We start from the raw sequence: 17505 nt of genomic DNA on the forward strand, positions 1-17505 counted from the left end.
AGACGCACGCCCCCTAAACTATTTGAGCCTACATGCCCGCAGCAGGTCACGCCCACACCCTAGATAACGGCATAGCCGTCATCCACTCCAATCAACTGGAAGAGCTTCGCGATGTGGTTGAGTACTGGCTCAGACAGCATCCCTTGCAACCCTTGGAAAACGAGATTTTTCTGGTGCAGAGCAACGGCATGGGGCATTGGTTGAAGCAAAGTCTGGCGCAAAATTCCGCGCTGGGCATTGCCGCTGCGATGAAAATGCAATTGCCGTCCTTGTTTATCTGGAGTGTTTACCGAGCCGTATTGGGCGAGCAGATTCCCACCGAGCAACCCTTAGCCAAAGACCCGCTGATCTGGCGTTTATATCGACTGTTGCCGGGCTTGTTGCAACAACCCGGCTTCGAAACCCTCGCCAGTTTTTTGACTGACGACAGCCATTGCCGCAAACGACACCAACTTGCCGAACAACTGGCGGACCTGTTCGATCAATATCAAGTGTATCGCTCCGATTGGGTGTCGGATTGGGCGGCGGGGCAGGATGTGTTGCGCAACGGCCATGGTGAAAGCAAACCGTTACCCAGCGCGCAACTTTGGCAAGCCGCTTTGTGGCGGGCCGTGCTTGAAGATTTGGGCGAAGAGTCCTCGCCGTTCGCCAGTAGGGCAGCGGTGCATGCCCAGTTCATGGCTAGAATCGACACATTGACTGTCCGGCCTGCCGGCCTGCCGCGCCGCGTCGTGTTATTCGGTCTGTCTTCCCTACCGCAGCAATCGCTGGAAGTGCTGGCTAAATTGGGGCGGTTTTGTCAGATCGTGTTGTTTGTGCATAACCCGTGTCAGCACTATTGGGCCGACATCATCGAAGACAAGGAACTGCTGAAAGCCGAGCGCCGCCGTCAGACGTATAAATCGGGGATGAGCGCGGCATTAAGCGATGCGGAACTGCATCTACAGGCGCCGCCTTTACTGGCCGCCTGGGGTAAACAGGGCCGGGATTATATTCGTTTGCTGGATCATTTCGATGAAACCCAAGCCTATGCCAACTGGCATTGGCCCGATAGTAAAATCGACATGTTCAAGGACTACGGCGAAGCGGGGCAACGGAGTTTGCTGCAACATCTGCAACAGTCGATACTGGATATGGAGCCCTTGCCCGAGCAGCCGGTTTTACTGGCTAGCGCCGATACGTCTATCCAATTTCATATCGCCCATAGTCCGCAACGTGAAGTCGAAATTCTGCACGATCAACTGTTGGCGCGCTTCGATAGTGCGCAGCAAAATGGCAAGCCTTTATATCCGCGCAACATCATTGTCATGGTGCCGGACATCAATACCTATGCGCCGCATATCCACGCGGTGTTTGGGCAAATTCAAAGCGACGATCCACGTTATATTCCCTACAGTCTGGCCGATCAGCAACAGCGTGGGCAAAATCCGCTGCTGCTTGCGGTGGAAGCCTTGCTGAATTTACCGGAATCGCGGTTTGCGGTCAGCGAATTTCTAGGCTTGCTCGAACTGCCGGCCTTGCGATCGCGGTTTAAGATTGACGAAACCGCTATACCTAAACTGCATCAGTGGATCGAAGAATCCGGCATCCGCTGGGGCTTGAACGCCCGGCAGCGCACGGAACGGGTGAGTATGCCCGCAAACTTGCAGGCCAATACCTGGCAGTTCGGGCTGAGGCGCATGTTGTTGGGATATGCGGTTGGCGCCGGTGCCGCATTCGATGAGATTCAACCTTACGAAGAAATCGGCGGCCTGGATGCGCAATGGCTGGGCGGTCTGGCGTTTCTGTTGGAAACGTTGGAAAAATACGCTGAGCTGTTAAGGAAGGAACATGCGCCAAGTAGATGGCAGCAAATATTATCCGAGCTGCTGAGCGACTTTTTTCAGGCAAGCGACGAACGCGAACGAAAAACCCTGGATACCCTGACAAGTTCATTGGCCAATTGGTCCAGGTATTGCGAACAAGCCGGTTTAAACAGTGCGGATTTATTGCCCATTCATGTGGTATGCGAGGCCTGGCTGGCTGGCGTCGACGAACCGTCCTTGCATCAACGCTTTCTCAGCGGCCGGGTAAATTTCTGTACCTTGATGCCGATGCGCGCCATTCCGTTTCGGTTGATTTGTCTGTTGGGCATGAACGACGGCGACTATCCGCGCAATCAACAGGCCCGCAGTTTCGATTTGATGAGCCAGCGCGGGCAATACCGCCCCGGCGACCGCTCGCGCCGGCAAGACGATCAATACCTGTTCCTGGAAGCGTTGCTGTCGGCGCGCGAACAGCTGTATATCAGCTGGGTAGGGCGCAGTATCCGCGATAACAGCGAGCGGCCGCCTTCTGTGCTGATTAGTCAATTACGCGATGTACTGGCGCAGGGCTGGGCGCTTGCCGATAAGCCCGCGTTGTTGGAGAAAGTTACCCTCGCGCATCCCTTGCAACCGTTTAGCGCAGCCTATGTGCAAAAACACCGCGATCCCAGTCTATTTACCTATGCGAGGGAATGGTTTGTACCAGCCGCCGCTCAGCCGCTTAACGGGCAAATCGTCTCCAGCTCGGATGATAAAACCTACGCTTTGAGCCTGGAATCACTTGCGCGGTTTTTGCGCGCGCCGGTGAAAAGTTTTTGTAATCAAACCCTCAAATTTGGCTTTGATAGCCTGGCAGTTACCAGCGAAGACTGCGAGCCGTTTGGAGTCGATAATCTACAAGCCTATTTATTCAGCGATGAATTACTGCAAGATTTAACCGCAGAGCATCCGGACGACTTGGAAGAATACCTAAGCAGGCAGCAGGCCGTGATGACGCAGAAAGGCCAATTGCCCTTGGGTGGTTTTGCCCAGGCGAGTTTCGCCGCCTTAGCCGAGCCGGTCAAAACGGCTTGGGAGCGATATCGTGAGTTGGTTTCGGCATGGTCAGAGGTTTTAGAACCGCATGTGTTGCAACTTGCGCCGTTTGCATTGGCCGGCGACGTGACGGTGCAACTGACCGGCGATCTCAGTCAACTGCGCCAGCGCAACCAGCAAGCCGGTCTGTTGCATTTGACGGCGCAAACACTTTTGAATAAGGACAAATCCATCAAGTATCCGAATTTATTTTTGCAGTGGCTGCAGCATTTGGCGGCTTGCGCCGCTAGTTTGCCGGTAAACACCTTAGTTGTCGGTGCCGATACGGTGCTTGAAATGCCCGTTGTCGAGCAAGACGACGCTTACCGGCAGTTGCGAGACTTGGTTGCCGCTTATCACGACGGCATGCAAGCGCCGTTGCCGGTGGCTTGCCGCAGCGCATTTTGTTGGCTTGCCGCCTCGCCGGAAACTGCGCGGGAAAAAGCCCAAACCAGATATGAGGGCGACGACTGGAATGCCGGTGAAGTTGATTACGACGCTTATCTGGCGCGCTTCTTTCCAAACTTTGCCAGTTTGACTGAGTTTGACGCGGATAAGGGCTTTGCCTATTGGGCGGATAGCCTGTATCGGCCGATGTTGGCGCATATCCGCGAATTACCAGCGGCAGGGGAGGCGTCGGTATGACCACTGCTGTCCCACTCAACCCCCTCGCATTTCCGTTATCGGGTACGCGGCTGATCGAAGCCAGCGCCGGCACCGGTAAGACTTACACCATCGCAGCCTTATATGTGCGCTTAATTCTGGGACACCATCCTGATAGCGTCGAACCCAGCCGGTATCTATTGCCGCCGGATATTTTGGTGGTGACCTTCACCGAGGCCGCCACCAAGGAACTGCGGGAACGGATACGCGAGCGCTTGAGCCAGGCCGCACGGTTTTTTCGTCAGCAATTGCCGACGAAGGATAACTTCTTACAAGACATCCGCGCCGCTTATCCCGAAGCAGACTGGCCGGCCTGTGCCCGCCGCTTGGAGTTGGCGGCCAACTGGATGGACGAGGCGGCGGTTTATACCATCCACAGTTGGTGTAACCGCATGTTGCAACAACATGCTTTTGATAGCGGCAGTTTGTTTCGGCAGGAGGTCAATACCGACGACACCGAATTGTTGAATGAAGTGGTGCGGGATTATTGGCGCAGTTTCTATTACGACATGTCCAACGATGCCGATTTTGCTAGCCTGTATACGTTGTTCAAGCATCCGGACGAATTACTGCTGGCGGTGCGTTCGCTGCTGAGCAACGCCGAGCCGATACCGTCTAGCTTGGCCGACGGTCAGCCCATCAAGGCCTTGATTGCCGCAGTGGCGTCCATTCGGCAGACTGAACTACAGGCTTTAAAAGCGCCTTGGCTAAGTTGGCTGCCGGAAGTGCGCGACCTATTGGAGGCGGCTATCGAAAGCAAAGTGCTGCCGGCAAAAAATTACAATTCTACTAACCGCCGCAACTGGCTGGACAAAATCGAGGCATGGAGTTTGGATCCTTTGCAAGACACGCTGGACATCGGCAAGGGTTTTGAGAATCTGTCGCCGGCCGGCATGGCGCAATTAGCCAACCCCGGGCAAATCCCGCCGGATCATCCGGGTTTCGCGGCGATTGGTCGCTTGCCCGCGCAACTGGCGGCACTGCCGAGTTTAAAAGTCGAGCTGATCAAACACGCCGTGCACTGGATAAGGCAGCGTTACGATTTTGAAAAACAGCGCATCGCCAGGATGACCTTCGACGACATGCTGATTCGTTTGGATAACGCGCTGCAAGGCCGCAATCGCGACAGGCTAGCGCAGGTGATTCGCGAGCAGTATCCGATTGCTTTGATCGACGAGTTTCAGGATACCGACCCGCTGCAATACCGGATTTTTTCCACGCTCTACGCCACGCCAGCCGGCGGAGATTTTGCGTGTTTGATGATCGGCGACCCGAAACAAGCTATCTACTCGTTCCGCGGCGCGGATATTTACACTTATCTTAAAGCTCACCGCGACACCCAAGGCCGGCATTACACCCTGGGCACCAATTACCGTTCCACCCAGGCTTTAGTCGATGCGGTGAATCAGGTGTTTTTGCAAGCCGATCAGCAAGAACGGGGCGCATTCCGCTTTAAAACAGCACAAGATAATCCGTTACCTTTTCTGCCGGTCAAGGCCCAAGGCCGCAATGAAACCTGGGTTATCGATAATCAAGCTGCTCCGGCGCTGACCCTGTGGCATTGGGATAGTGAGGACGCAGTCGGCATGCCGGCTTATCGGGAAACACTGGCGGAGGTGACTGCCAGCCAGATTGTCAAATTGTTGAACGCGGCTGATGCGGGGCAGACCGGGTTTAGCTCGACATCCGGCATGCAGGCTTTGCAGCCTGGGGACATCGCCATCCTCGTTCGCAGCGGCACCGAAGCAACGGCGATACGCAACGCCTTGGCGCGCCGACGCTTGCGCAGTGTCTATCTGTCCGAACGCGATTCCATCTTTGCCAGCGGCGAAGCGGTCGACATGTTGCTTTGGTTAAATGCCCTGGCTGAGCCGCGTAATGAGCGCAAAGTGCGTGCGGCCTTAAGTTCGGCGACCTTCGCTTGGTCTTACCAAGCGCTGCACGCACTGGCCTTGGACGAACCCGGCTGGGAATTGCATCTGGAACGCTTTCTGACGTATCAACAACGCTGGCAACGCGACGGCATTTTGCCCGCGCTGCGGCAATTGATTAACGATTACGGCTTACACGCCCGCCTGGTTGACGACAGCGAAGGCGAACGCTCCATCACCAATCTGCTGCATCTGGCCGAATTGTTACAACGCGCCAGCACGCAGTTGGAAGGCGAGCAAGCCCTGATCAGGTATTTGGCTGAGGCGATAGAGGCGGGCGGTAGCCAAGCCGGCGATGACGGTATCATCAGGCTGGAGAGCGATGCCAATCTGATTAAAGTCGTCACGATTCATAAATCCAAGGGCCTGGAATATCCGCTGGTGTTTTTGCCGTTTATTTGCAGCTTTCGGGAAGTCGGCGGCCGCTTCAATGCCTATTATCGTTATCACGACGAAAACCAAGATTTACAAATCGACTTGCATAAACAAGAACGCATTAAAGCCATCAGCGACGAAGAGCGGTTGCAGGAAGATTTGCGTTTGCTGTATGTAGCAATGACCCGAGCTCGGCATGCTTGTTGGTTGGGTATTGCGCCGGTCAAATCCGGCAGTACCAAGGATTGCCAGTTGGAAAAATCGGCCATGGGCGCCTTGCTTAACTGGCAGGCCAAAATGCCCATCAGCGCCTTAGCGGAGCAATTAATTGAACTGAAAGGCAGCTGTGGCGCGATTTCGATAACGCCCTTACCGGAAATTGACGACGCGCGCTATAGCCCGGTCTTGGTTGAAAGGGGTGGCTTTGATGCGCGCGTGCCGCTCGGCAAAATATCCAGTAATTGGTGGATAGCCAGTTATAGCGCTTTGCACATCGCGGATCGCCTGACGCCTGCGGAAGATTCGTTTCAGCCCTTGCCGGAGTTTGAAACCGCCCACGACGATAAGCAAAACGACGAAGCCGAAATTGCTGCTGCGCTCAGTAAGCCATTGTCCGGTGTCCACGCTTTGCCCAGAGGCGCCGGTCCCGGCGTGTTGATTCACGATCTGCTGGAGGAGTGCGCGCAACGCGGTTTTGCCAGCGTCTCGGCAAATCCAGCCTTAAGACAAGAATTGATTCAAAAACGATTTGTCGGAGGCGAATGGGAGAACAAACATGCCGTCATCGGTTCCGCCTTGTCGCACTGGTTGAACATGCCCTTGCTGGAGGACGCCAATGTTAGTTTGGCTGCGTTAGAAGCTAATGCCTATCAAGCCGAGCTGGAATTTCTGCTGGGCGCCGATACCGTGGACACTGAGGAACTGGATCGCTTAGTCAGCCGCCACACCTTCGGCGGACAAGCCCGCCCGGGCTTACTGCCCGGCCAAGTAAACGGGCTGTTAAAAGGTTTTATCGACTTGGTGTTCGTGCATGATCAGCAGTACTACGTGGTCGATTATAAATTCAACAGTTTGGGTGCCGACGATGCGGCGTATACGCAGGAAGCCCTGACTGCGGCGATGTTAGCTAAACGTTACGATCTGCAATGCAGCTTGTATTTATTGGCCTTGCATCGTTTGCTGAAAGTCAGGCTGGGCAATGTTTACGACTACGAGACGCACATCGGTGGGGGGCTGTATTTGTTTTTAAGAGGCGCGCAAGGGCCAAGGGTAGGGTGTGTTTTCGATAAACCACCCAGGGCCTTGATCGAGCGCTTGGATGCCTTGTTTGGAGCATCATCATGATCCGGCAAGCGGCGGTAATAGACAGCATGCAACACTGGGTAGCGAAAGGCTGGTTGAGTCATTTGAATCGGGCCTTCGTCGGTTTTTTGCTGGATCTCGATCCGGCGGCGTCTGACCCGATGCTATGGGCAGGGGCCTTGGTCAGCCATCAGCTGGATAGAGGCGAAGTGTATTTGGACTTGGCAAAACTCTGTGAGCAGCCGGGGATGACGCTGGCTATCCCGGCCGATGACGCTTGGGCCATTGAGCGGGACACGGCGGCGGCCGAGTTGGCGCGCTTAAAAGTGTATAGTCTTGAAGTCTGGCAAGCGGCGTTATCGCAATCAAGACTCGTGTCATCAGGGGAAGGCGATACACCGTTGGTTTTAGCGGGCAATCGGCTGTATTTGCGGCGTTACTGGCGCTATGAACAAATACTGCAATCCCGCGTCGCGCAGCTCTTGCAACCGGTGCGGGACCAGCTGCCGGCGTCCTTGGCGGAACGCTTGCAAACGCTGTTTCCCGCGAGCTTGGAAAGCCCGGATTGGCAAAAAATTGCTTGCATCTTGGCGTTGCGGGCGCGCTTTGCCATTATCACCGGCGGGCCGGGTACCGGGAAAACCACCACCCTGACCAAATTGTTGGCCTTGTTGATTGAACTGGCGCAACAGGAGAGCGAGAAACCCAAAAATCTGAATATTTTACTGGCGGCGCCGACCGGGAAAGCGGCGGCCAGGGTTAGCGAGTCGATTGCTAAAGCACTCGACAAATTGGCTATCGACGACAATATCAAACAAGCTATTCCCCGAAAGGCCAGCACCTTGCACCGTTTACTGGGCAGCCGGCATGATTCGCGGCGCTTTTTGCATAATCGCCACCATCCTATCGTCGCCGACATCGTGATTGTCGATGAGGCGTCGATGATAGATCTGGAAATGATGGCGTCGCTGTTGGAAGCCTTACCGACAAACACTCAATTGATCTTATTGGGCGACAAGGATCAATTGGCATCCGTCGAGGCCGGTTCGGTGATGGGAGATTTATGTCGCGGTGCCGAACACGCCGCTTATGATGCGGAAACGCTAGCTTGGATTGGCGCTTATGCCAGCGAATCGCTCAAACCTGCGGCAGCGCCCGGTTCTGCCATCAATCAACAAACCGTCATGTTGCGGCACAGTCATCGTTTCGATGCACATAGCGGCATCGGCCAACTGGCTAAAGCCGTGAATCAGGGCGATGCTTTGCAGGCTCAGGCCATCTTAGCTGACACGGCACAGTACCCGGATTTGTTACCCGAACCACATGCAGAATATATCGCCTTACGGCAACACCCGAGCCCGGACGCCGCCAGTAGTTTGTTAAGAAAGCTGGTGATTAATAGCGGGGACGCAGCCCGCCGAGGTTATGGCTATTATTTGGCGCAAATCAGTAATGGCCGGCCGGACAGTGCGGAGCGGTACGACGAATGGGCCATGCAAGTGTTGACCGCCTTCGATGCGTTTCAAGTGTTGTCGGCATTGCGGAAAGGACCGTGGGGCGTGGAAGGCCTAAATCAGCGCATTGAAGAATGGTTGTTTGCCAAAGCCAAGCAGGCGCTGTGGTACGAAGGCCGGCCGGTGATGATCACCCGCAATGACTACAACCTGGGCTTAATGAACGGCGATATTGGCATTGCGCTGCGAGACAGTAACGGCAAACTTAAAGTGGCATTTCCCAGTGCCGACAACAGTAACGAGCCGTCGGCCAATCTGAAAATACGCTGGATCTCGCCAATGCGCCTGCCGGACGTGGAAACCGCTTTCGCCATCACCGTGCATAAGTCGCAAGGCTCTGAGTTTAATCACGTGGCCTTGGTCATGCCGGAAAACATCAGTCCGGTGCTCACCCGCGAATTAATTTACACCGGCATCACCCGCGCCAAGGAGCATTTTAGCTTGCTGGAAAGCAGTGACGGGGTGTTTGCTAAAGCTATATTGACTTGCCGTAAATAGCGGTAAAGCAACAACCTATGTTGGTGGTTTTTTTGGGGTAATAGTTTGGGCCATGGATTCAGAGAGACTTATGCCACTGCCGAATGATGGTTTTTGGAAATGGGGAATTGTTGAAACCGACCCAAAACAGACCTTAAATGTGTTCGATTCTACGACCGCTTTACTGATAGCAATACGGTGTCTAAGTGGGATTTCGTTGTAAAAAACCAATCAATTCTTTTTTAAATTGTTCAAACTCATTTTGTTTTCTTTCATTTATAAAATCAAAAATTTGAGTATTTGTCATAATTGCCGAACGTTGATAACTTTGATGTGTAAAATCTTCGTATAGCCTTTTTATTCTTTCTTTCTCTTTTGTGCCTTGATATGTTTCGGTAATTTTTGGCAAGCCATCTCTTTCAGTTTGTCTATAATGCTTTGAGAATTGTTTTTCAACACTATCAAATGGAATAAAAAAAACATTTTTATTGTTTTTACATTCTTCCTTTTTATCACCATCAAGGATGGTAATTACATTTTCTGGGGATGAAAAAAAGCTAGCCGTTTCATTGCGCTTCATTAAATCAATAACATTGCTAGCGCCGCCAATATAAATTATTTTATAGGTAAAAAATGGTGCTACTTCTAGCTGGCTAATTAAGTGAGAAAGATACTGCTCTAACACCTTATCCTCCACTAGAATATATTTATCCCATCGTCCATGGAAACAAAAAAGCTCACTTCTTATATAATTGTAAGGCACTTCTTTTAGGGAAACCTCGGCATTATTGTTTTCCATATAAAAAAGCTCAGAGTCTTTCAATGTTTTCATCAATGCTAGCGAGTGCGTAGTAAAAACAATATTAACTTTATCTTGCTCACAAAAGCATCTTAATTCAGAAATTAGATTAACTTGTGCCGAAGCATCTAATGATATATCAATTTCATCAATGACAATCAACTTGCAATTTCGCTTGATAATTCTATACAAGTTGATAATGAAGTGCTCACCAGAGCTTAGATAATCCTCTCTAATGTAAAAGCCGTCTGCCTTTAGAAAAAAATAGTATAATCTTCCCTTTATTTTTATCTCTTTTAAGTTTTTGAATCTATCAGAGTTATATATTTTTGAAAGAAATTCAATTAATTCACCAGGTGTGGAGTATTCTTTTAATGATATGCCTTTTCTCAGTTCTCCATCTATTTCAGATAATTTTTGAAAATGATTAAACCTTTCTCCGTGAGGAATAGGTAGTTCTGCGTAAATATTCCGTTTTATTTTTTCGCTTATAATTGCCTTAGTATCAATAACCTGAAGCTTTGGGTTGTACTGAAAATCATATGATTCGCCATCAATTACATAACGAATGCTGCTGGTATCTTTAAAGATATAGGGAGATGCTGTCTTTGCAAACGTATTTGTAGAAGTTAGATTTTTTATGGCACGAATTAATGTTGTTTTTCCTGTGCTATTTTTTCCAACAATGCACATTAATTTGTTTGATAATTCAATGCGAAAAAACAATTCCTTTATGTGTTGAACATCAAACAGTATACAAATGAACTCATTTCCCATTGTTAATCAATAGATTGATGATGAAAACTATCAACAATGAAATTACCGTATTTCTTTCTCAGTTTATCTAAATACGACTTGTCAATTGTATTGATATGATTTAGTTGGCCAGAAATCTTGCTAAAGTCGCCTTGGTAATGATTTTTTAAATAATCGGCAAACTTGTTTTTATCGTTGATATAAAAATGAAATAATATCTCAAGATGCTGCTTAAACTTAATATCAACTGAAATTTTTCCGGATGGCAAAACAACCATCCCGAGTATTTTAATTTTACTTCCTTTGTGAGTGTGCTTGGTTTTATATGTGTTTATTTCTATTCTTCCATCATAAATTTCTTTAAGATAATTAGAGATTACATCTTGAATATTAATTAAAGAATTCTTGTATTCTGATGATAAAATAACATCATCGGAATATCTGGTATAAATTATATTGTTTTTTATGCAATACCCTTCAAGAGTATCATCAAAAGATGATAAAAAACTATTGCTAATATTTGGAGAGGTTGGAAAGCCAACAGGCAAAACATCGTCGATCGTTGTTATATTTAATAACTCGGACTTATATCGATTAATGTCGTATATTGGAGCTTTATCTAAAGCAGTGTCTACTATTTTTTCGACATCTTGCTTTGAAATTTTATGAAAAAAATCTTTTATATCTGTTTGAAAAAAAAACTTGCTATGGCAGTGCGGAACTACAGCCGTGTAAGTGCTTTTTTCGTGTCTGTAAGAATGAACGACGTTTTCATTTATTTTGGCATAGTCAAAGACAAAACTATTCAAAAAACGCAGATATTTTTTTAATTTTAGAGACGGATTGACTTTTTCGTTTGAAAGTTGCTTGTATTCTTGAGAAATATTCAAACTTAAGAAGTCATCAAAATTAAATTTCTGATGAAAGGTAGAATCGAAAGCTTCTCGGAGGGAAATAGATGTTTTTTTCATTTGAACTATACCAAAAGGCATTGTTCCTCAAATTTCAACTTGCCCGTCTCTGAAAGAGTTCGGGCAAGATAAATTAGGCTAAACGCAGGTAGAGGCTAGTATTTATGACTGGAGATACTCCTAGTCACTAGCATGGTTCTGAGTATATCGTTTTTAAATTTAAAAGACAAAACAATTTAAATTTTTGCTTTCAGTGCCTTAGGGTGTGCTTCACGGTGTGAAGCGCATCGTTCGCGATTGGTGCGGTTCGTAAACTCACCACACCCTACGGCTGCTTTGGGCTGGACATTTGTCATTGGCACTTCTATTCCGTCAGACGGCTTTTGGCCGATGGCCGTCAAACCCCACCACAAATAATGTGATCGACTGTATCCAATTCCCGAACGGATGCCATAGTTTCCGCAGGGCGGTTAGCTGTTCCCCGTTAGTAAGCCTTGGAGCCAAACGAGAATCGCATTTTGCTAGTCGCGAAAGCCAAATTCTCTTGCATGCAAACCAAACTGCCTTGCGCGCAAGGCATTTTGCCGGGCGAGCAAATCAATTTGCTTTGCCTGCAAGGCTTGGTGGGTTGCGGGCAAACCCAAAAGCGTTGCGAGGATAGCAAAATAGCTTGTGCGCAAGCTTAATAGCCTTGCACGCTAGGCGTTGTGCCCGGCGAACAAATGATTTTGTGTTGCCCGCAAAGCTTTTAAGTGAGTCCGCAAGGCTTTTAGAATTGCGCGCAACCCAAAAAGCCTTGCGACGATAGCGAAAAGTCTCGTGCGAGAGCTTAAAAGGCTTGCGCGCAAGGCTAAAAGCGATGACGGGATGATTCCGAGGCTTGCATGAATCGATTAAGGCTCCGGCGGGCTGCTTGCCGCCGGATCTTGGCTGCATGCGGCCTTAGCCGTTGAGGATGCGCTAAACGTTAAAGCCGATTTATTTCCCGCAATAGCAAAGGTTTGGAAACTCAATAATCCTAAGCCTGCTTTCGGCTGGACATTTACCGCTTATAGCCGAAACCTGCATGGTAAGCACATGGTTGTGCCAATAACGGCCAGCATTGGGGGGGGCGAAACCGGTAATGTTAATGAGCGGCCTTGAGCACTCAACTGGTAGGCTAGTTCTTACTCAGCGTTCCCTGCAAAAATTGATTGATTTGCTCCAGGTCCTGTTCATTCAGGCTGCCGGCCGCTTCCTTGAGTTTGATGCCGTTAATCAGATAGTCGTAGCGGCTTCTGGCGTAATCGCTCTTGGCTTTGTATAAATTGCGCTGTTCGGTGAGCACGTCCACCATGGTGCGGGTGCCCACTTCAAAACCGGCTTCGGCAGCTTCCATGGCCATTTCGGCGGATTTGCTGGTCGCATCGAGTGCTTTGACTCTGCTGATGCTGGACACCACGCCGCGAAATGCGTCTTTGACGCCGCGATTGATGCTGCGTTTTACTTTAGTCAAATCTTCCTTGGCGGCTTCGTACTCGTAGGCCGCTTGGCGGCTGCGGGAAGAGGTGCCACCGCCTTCGTACAAAGGCAGGTTGAGTTGCAATCCGAAACTTTCATTGTCGCCGCGTAAACCGTAGCGGTTGCCGGTGTCCATTTCGCTGTATTGGGCGACGATGTCGAGGGTGGGCAGATGTTTGGATTGTTGTAATTCGATGTTTTTGCGGACGTATTCGGCTTGATTAATTTGGGCGACGATAGAGAAATTATTGTTTTCCGCCGTATTCGACCAGGACGCCAAGTCCTCGGGTGCTGGGGGGCTAAGCGGAATTTGCGGCTGTAAGCTGTTCAGATCGGCGGCGTTCTCGCCTATGATTTCCCGCAAGGCTTCCTTGCTGTTATCCAAAAGGTTTTGTGCTTCGATCTCGCTGGCCAGGGCTCTGTCATAACCGGCTTGGGCTTCGTAAACATCAGTGATGGCGATGATGCCGACATCGAACCGCTGTTTGGCCTGTTCCAATTGTTTTTCGATGGCTTTTTTTTCCGAGTTGGCGAATTCCAGATTATCTTGCGCGGCCAATATATTGAAGTACGCTTCGGCGGTTCTGCGGATCAGGCTTTGTTGTTTGGCCTGGAATTGCGCTTCCGCCTGAGCAATTTTGTTATCGGCTTGATCGAGCTGCACCCAATGGTCCCAATGAAACACCGGTTGTTTCAAATTAATACCCAATTTGCTGTCCCAGTAATGCTGCAATGTGGTTCCCAAAAAGCTGGTACTTTCCAGGCGATTGCGGCTGCTGTTGGCGCTGAAGGAAAGATTCGGCAACATCTGCGCGATGCTTTGCGACTTGATCTCGGCGGTAGCAAGCTTATTGATATCCGAGCTTTTAAACTCCGGGTCATTGGCTTTCGCTAGCTGATAGGTTTCCAGCAAATCCTGACTAAAAGCCAGTTTTACCGGTATCAATGCTACCAAAAAGGTGCATAACAGTCTTATCATTGCTATATCTCGTGCTGAGAGTTGGGAATAAACTTACATTATCGCCTAAAATAAAGACCTTACAGTGCTTATTTAATTTTGCCATAAGGTTAGGCACACATCACCCGTTCGTCAAAGTAAAACCTTAAGGAACTGATCATCCTAACCTATACGGAGTAGAAAATAGCAACTGCAGGTTAAAGAAAGATCGCGCACATCACTTTTAAATTCGCCATGTTTCCAAAGAAACTGCATCGAGAAAATAAGTATGCAGATAACAAAGCTCATTACAAAAAATGTGATAAACCTTTTGAATAAATATGATTCAATAATTTTAATTTAAAACAAATTATCTTATTTTTGATGTTCAGGACGAAGCAAATCGTTCACTGTTTTTACCGGATTAAATGTTTCGATAGGAACTTCAACAAAAATTGTATTCCAATCGCTCATGGCTCCATTCCAAAGTCCGGGCAACTCTAAAGCTTTCAATTCTTTACCACCCTTCGATTTCGATGAAATAAATCCGGTTTGGTTATCAACGTATTGTAAAAGATTGAATTTTTCGCCTTTATAGTTTTTCACTCCACATACTAAATCAACAGGATTAAAATGCGTTGAATTCATCATTTTAGCTTTTTCAGCAGGATTTGATAAATCAATTTGCGAACTTTCGAGAATTTGAGTGGACACTGTTCCATCTGCATTTACAGTAAGAAAAGGACCGCCACCAGGCTCTCCGGTATTTTTAACCATGCCACAAACCCTGATCGGACGATTTAGTTTTGACTTTAGATACTGTTTTAATTCACTTTCATTCAATTTGTTAATTTCAGGGTGAATATTATTAAGTTCCTTTTCGCAAAACAGAGCAATTTCATGTAAGCTTGAAATAGAAATATTCTCTTTATCCAATAATTGAAGATTTTCAAACGCTTTTTGTTGAAGTTTAATCAATAAACCTGCAATAGCTTTCTTATATTTAACTGTTTGGCTTTTGAGCGAATCAGGAACCACATTATCAATATTCTTAATAAAAATCACATCTGCATTCAAATCGTTCAGATTTTCAATAAGAGCGCCATGTCCTCCGGGACGAAAAACTAATTTTCCATTTTCGCGAAATGGTTGATTTTGTTCGTCGACAGCTATAGTGTCAGTCGATGGCTTTTGTTCTGAGAAACTGATGTTGAGTTTTTTACCCAGTACATTTTCGTATTCAGGAAGCGTATCATTTACATGTTTTTCAAACAGTTTCCGGTGTTCAGCTGAAACTGTGAAATGAATATTTACTTCATTCGATGCATTAGAAGCATACAATGCACCTTCCACCAAATGCTCCTGTAGCGAAGTACGTTTTTCGTTGTTATATGAGTGAAATAAAAGTAAGCCTTTAGGCAATGCACCATAATTCAAGCCATTACTGGTTAATAAATTAGACACAATGGCTTTCGTCTCTCCATTTTCGATCAAATCATCAATACTTTTATTATTATTTTTCAAACAACATTCGTTCAAAGCATCGTAAAAAGCGAAGTTTTTAATTTCGGTAATAAATTTAATTTCAGCAGGTTTTGTTGGTTCGGCATAATCGGCATCCAAAAACTCATATAAATCTTTAAACATACGACTGGCCGCACCCGATGCAGGAACAAATTTGAGTATTGAAGCATCGGTTTTTAAATAAGCATCCCATATTTCCAACAACTCATTAATTTGTGCATCCGAAGCAATGGTAATACCCTGCTCTGGTGATGCAGCATTAATAATTTTCAAAAACGGGAAACCCGTTTCAAAACTTTTAAGCTGATAAACAATTTGTGATTCTGAAATACATTTTTCGCTAATTTGCTGTAAATCGTTATTTGATAGCATCATATTGTAATTTTGATGTTGAAAGTTTTGTAATATTTATCTGCGCAGTTAATTATAGGACAAAAGTACAGCTACATTTGGGTGCCTCGAACAAATCATCAGATGAGAAAATAGCGGCAAGCCAATGCTGCAGATAACCGCCATGATCAAAGAAATCCTCTTTTCCGCTGAAGCAGGGCATTGATCTGTCCATAGTGGGGATTGTGGTTGTGGTATCCGACTCCGTAGCCTTTACCAAAATCGTCCCCAGGTTAGAAAACACTGATACCCGATTGATTCCCGTATGAGTTACCGTTCGGCATAACTCTTTATTATAATCATATGGTAACAATGCATCAGCTTTGGAGCTAAACAAAATGAAGTGGCGCCGTCTAACATCACTGTTGTTGGTCGTTATATTCTGACCCCGGCGATTTTTGAAAAAATCGAAAATACCGGCCGTTGCACAGGCGGCGAAATTCAATTGACCGATGCGATTGCCGAGTTGATGAAAGACGAGCAAGTGCTGTCTTACGAATTTGCAGGTAATCGCTACGATTACGGATCAAAATTCGGTTTCTTGTTGGCTAATGTTGAATACGGTTTGCTGCACCCGGAAATTAAATCAAAATTTGCCGCGTACATGCAGCAGCGCGTTAGCAAAATTTAGTTCGCCGACAACAACAGAATGGCGATTACCCGCCATTCCGTTGTTGTCGGCGATTGACGATTTCGTAAATCAATAGTGCGCACATAATCAGTGCGGTGCCGGCCATGGTTTTTATCGTCAACGGTTCCTGGTTGACGCTATAACCCAGCACCAGGGACATTACCGGGGTCATCAGATTCATCATCGCCACATTGGTGGCTTGCATGTTGGCCAACACAAAATAATACAAAGCAAAACCCAGGGTGGTGGCAATCACGCCAAGATAAGCAATGGAATACAGGGTTTGCTGTGGAATATTTTCCGGCAATAAGCCGCCATCCAACCAATACCAGGTGCCGAAATACAAGGGCACCGCGATTAACAATCCGCCCGTAACCAATTGTAAAGCCGGTAGACGTGCGTCAATCTGCTTGACCCACACCGCGCTAGCCGCGTGGATGAAGGTAGCCACCAGCACGCCGATCAGGCCTTGCAGAGCGAGTTCATCCAATTCCAGTGCCGAGCTGAACATGACCACCAGCCCACCCATACCCAAACAATAAGCGAATAACTTGCCCCAACCCAGGCTGCGTTCCTGCAAATATGTCGCCGCCATGAAAGCGGTCATGAACGGGCTTAATCCGAAAATTACCGAGATCCAGCCGGATGGCACGAATTGAGCGGACCAATAGGTAATCAGCATGCTGCCGTAAAGCTGTATCGCCACTGCCAGATAAGTGATCAAAGCAGGGCGGTTGAGCGGCAAACGCCGGCGCAAAAGCAACAATAACAGCAGCAGGCAAGCCAGTCCGGTGCTCATTCTTGCCATCGCCCCGAAGACGAAGCTGACGCCGATGCTGCTCCATTTGATTGCCAGCGGTGTGGTAGTCCAGACCAGAATGACACCGAAATAGGCTAAAGCCAGCCGTGTTTTCAC

The 17505-nt window shown here is 48.1% G+C and carries 10 protein-coding genes; 5 read left to right on the forward strand and 5 right to left on the reverse strand.

Annotated elements, in window-relative coordinates; all coding sequences use genetic code 11:
* The first annotated feature begins 32 nt into the window (after nucleotides 1-32).
* Genes recC through recD form a run of 3 tightly spaced genes read left to right on the forward strand, consistent with a single transcriptional unit; the run spans nucleotide 33 to nucleotide 9162 of the window.
* Nucleotides 33-3524, forward strand: coding sequence for an exodeoxyribonuclease V subunit gamma (recC, locus tag JL719_RS11155; protein ID WP_033156327.1), 3492 nt, complete (start codon nucleotides 33-35; stop codon nucleotides 3522-3524).
* On the forward strand, nucleotides 3521-7192 hold the full coding sequence (gene recB / locus JL719_RS11160; protein WP_033156326.1) for an exodeoxyribonuclease V subunit beta: 3672 nt from the start codon (nucleotides 3521-3523) through the stop codon (nucleotides 7190-7192). The genes recC and recB overlap by 4 nt, the downstream gene beginning before the upstream one ends.
* Complete coding sequence (gene recD / locus JL719_RS11165; RefSeq protein ID WP_033156325.1) at nucleotides 7189-9162, forward strand: exodeoxyribonuclease V subunit alpha; 1974 nt, start codon at nucleotides 7189-7191, stop codon at nucleotides 9160-9162. Before recB ends, recD begins: the two co-directional genes overlap by 4 nt.
* Nucleotides 9163-9343: 181 nt before the next feature.
* On the opposite strand, the gene JL719_RS11170 is transcribed toward recD, so the two are convergent.
* Nucleotides 9344-10717 carry an ATP-dependent nuclease gene (locus JL719_RS11170; protein ID WP_033156324.1) on the reverse strand — a complete coding sequence of 458 codons (1374 nt, stop codon included), beginning with the start codon at nucleotides 10715-10717 and terminating at the stop codon, nucleotides 9344-9346.
* A gap of 2 nt (nucleotides 10718-10719) precedes the next feature.
* Complete coding sequence (locus tag JL719_RS11175; protein WP_033156455.1) at nucleotides 10720-11667, reverse strand: reverse transcriptase domain-containing protein; 948 nt, start codon at nucleotides 11665-11667, stop codon at nucleotides 10720-10722.
* 488 nt (nucleotides 11668-12155) lie between these two features.
* Between JL719_RS11175 and JL719_RS11180 the strand changes: the two genes are divergently transcribed.
* Nucleotides 12156-12293 carry a hypothetical protein gene (locus JL719_RS11180; RefSeq protein WP_165385952.1) on the forward strand — a complete coding sequence of 46 codons (138 nt, stop codon included), beginning with the start codon at nucleotides 12156-12158 and terminating at the stop codon, nucleotides 12291-12293.
* A 473-nt stretch (nucleotides 12294-12766) separates the two neighbouring features.
* Here the strand turns inward: JL719_RS11180 and JL719_RS11185 are convergent, their stop codons facing one another.
* Together JL719_RS11185 and JL719_RS11190 are read right to left on the reverse strand one after the other, a co-directional pair.
* Nucleotides 12767-14086 carry a TolC family outer membrane protein gene (locus JL719_RS11185; RefSeq protein ID WP_033156323.1) on the reverse strand — a complete coding sequence of 440 codons (1320 nt, stop codon included), beginning with the start codon at nucleotides 14084-14086 and terminating at the stop codon, nucleotides 12767-12769.
* A gap of 333 nt (nucleotides 14087-14419) precedes the next feature.
* The gene (locus JL719_RS11190) at nucleotides 14420-15943 is read right to left on the reverse strand and encodes a DUF4301 family protein (protein ID WP_101052280.1); all 1524 of its coding nucleotides are present in this window, start codon (nucleotides 15941-15943) and stop codon (nucleotides 14420-14422) included.
* A 358-nt stretch (nucleotides 15944-16301) separates the two neighbouring features.
* On the opposite strand from JL719_RS11190, the gene JL719_RS24055 reads away from it, so the two are divergent.
* A complete protein-coding gene (locus JL719_RS24055; protein WP_033156322.1) occupies nucleotides 16302-16589 on the forward strand; it encodes a hypothetical protein in 288 nt (95 codons plus the stop codon).
* 25 nt (nucleotides 16590-16614) lie between these two features.
* Here the strand turns inward: JL719_RS24055 and JL719_RS11200 are convergent, their stop codons facing one another.
* The gene (locus JL719_RS11200) at nucleotides 16615-17505 is read right to left on the reverse strand and encodes a DMT family transporter (RefSeq protein WP_201799034.1); all 891 of its coding nucleotides are present in this window, start codon (nucleotides 17503-17505) and stop codon (nucleotides 16615-16617) included.

Origin of the sequence: Methylomonas sp. LW13 (assembly GCF_016865255.1) — a bacterium.
Classification (GTDB): domain Bacteria; phylum Pseudomonadota; class Gammaproteobacteria; order Methylococcales; family Methylomonadaceae; genus Methylomonas.

Coding starts and splice junctions, on each gene's coding strand:
- recB (WP_033156326.1), top strand. CDS start 3,521: ATGACCACTGCTGTCCCACTCAACCCCCTCGCATTTCCGTTATCGGGT.
- JL719_RS11190 (WP_101052280.1), bottom strand. CDS start 15,943: ATGATGCTATCAAATAACGATTTACAGCAAATTAGCGAAAAATGTATT.
- recD (WP_033156325.1), top strand. CDS start 7,189: ATGATCCGGCAAGCGGCGGTAATAGACAGCATGCAACACTGGGTAGCG.
- JL719_RS11175 (WP_033156455.1), bottom strand. CDS start 11,667: ATGAAAAAAACATCTATTTCCCTCCGAGAAGCTTTCGATTCTACCTTT.
- recC (WP_033156327.1), top strand. CDS start 33: ATGCCCGCAGCAGGTCACGCCCACACCCTAGATAACGGCATAGCCGTC.
- JL719_RS11170 (WP_033156324.1), bottom strand. CDS start 10,717: ATGGGAAATGAGTTCATTTGTATACTGTTTGATGTTCAACACATAAAG.
- JL719_RS11185 (WP_033156323.1), bottom strand. CDS start 14,086: ATGATAAGACTGTTATGCACCTTTTTGGTAGCATTGATACCGGTAAAA.
- JL719_RS11180 (WP_165385952.1), top strand. CDS start 12,156: ATGCAAACCAAACTGCCTTGCGCGCAAGGCATTTTGCCGGGCGAGCAA.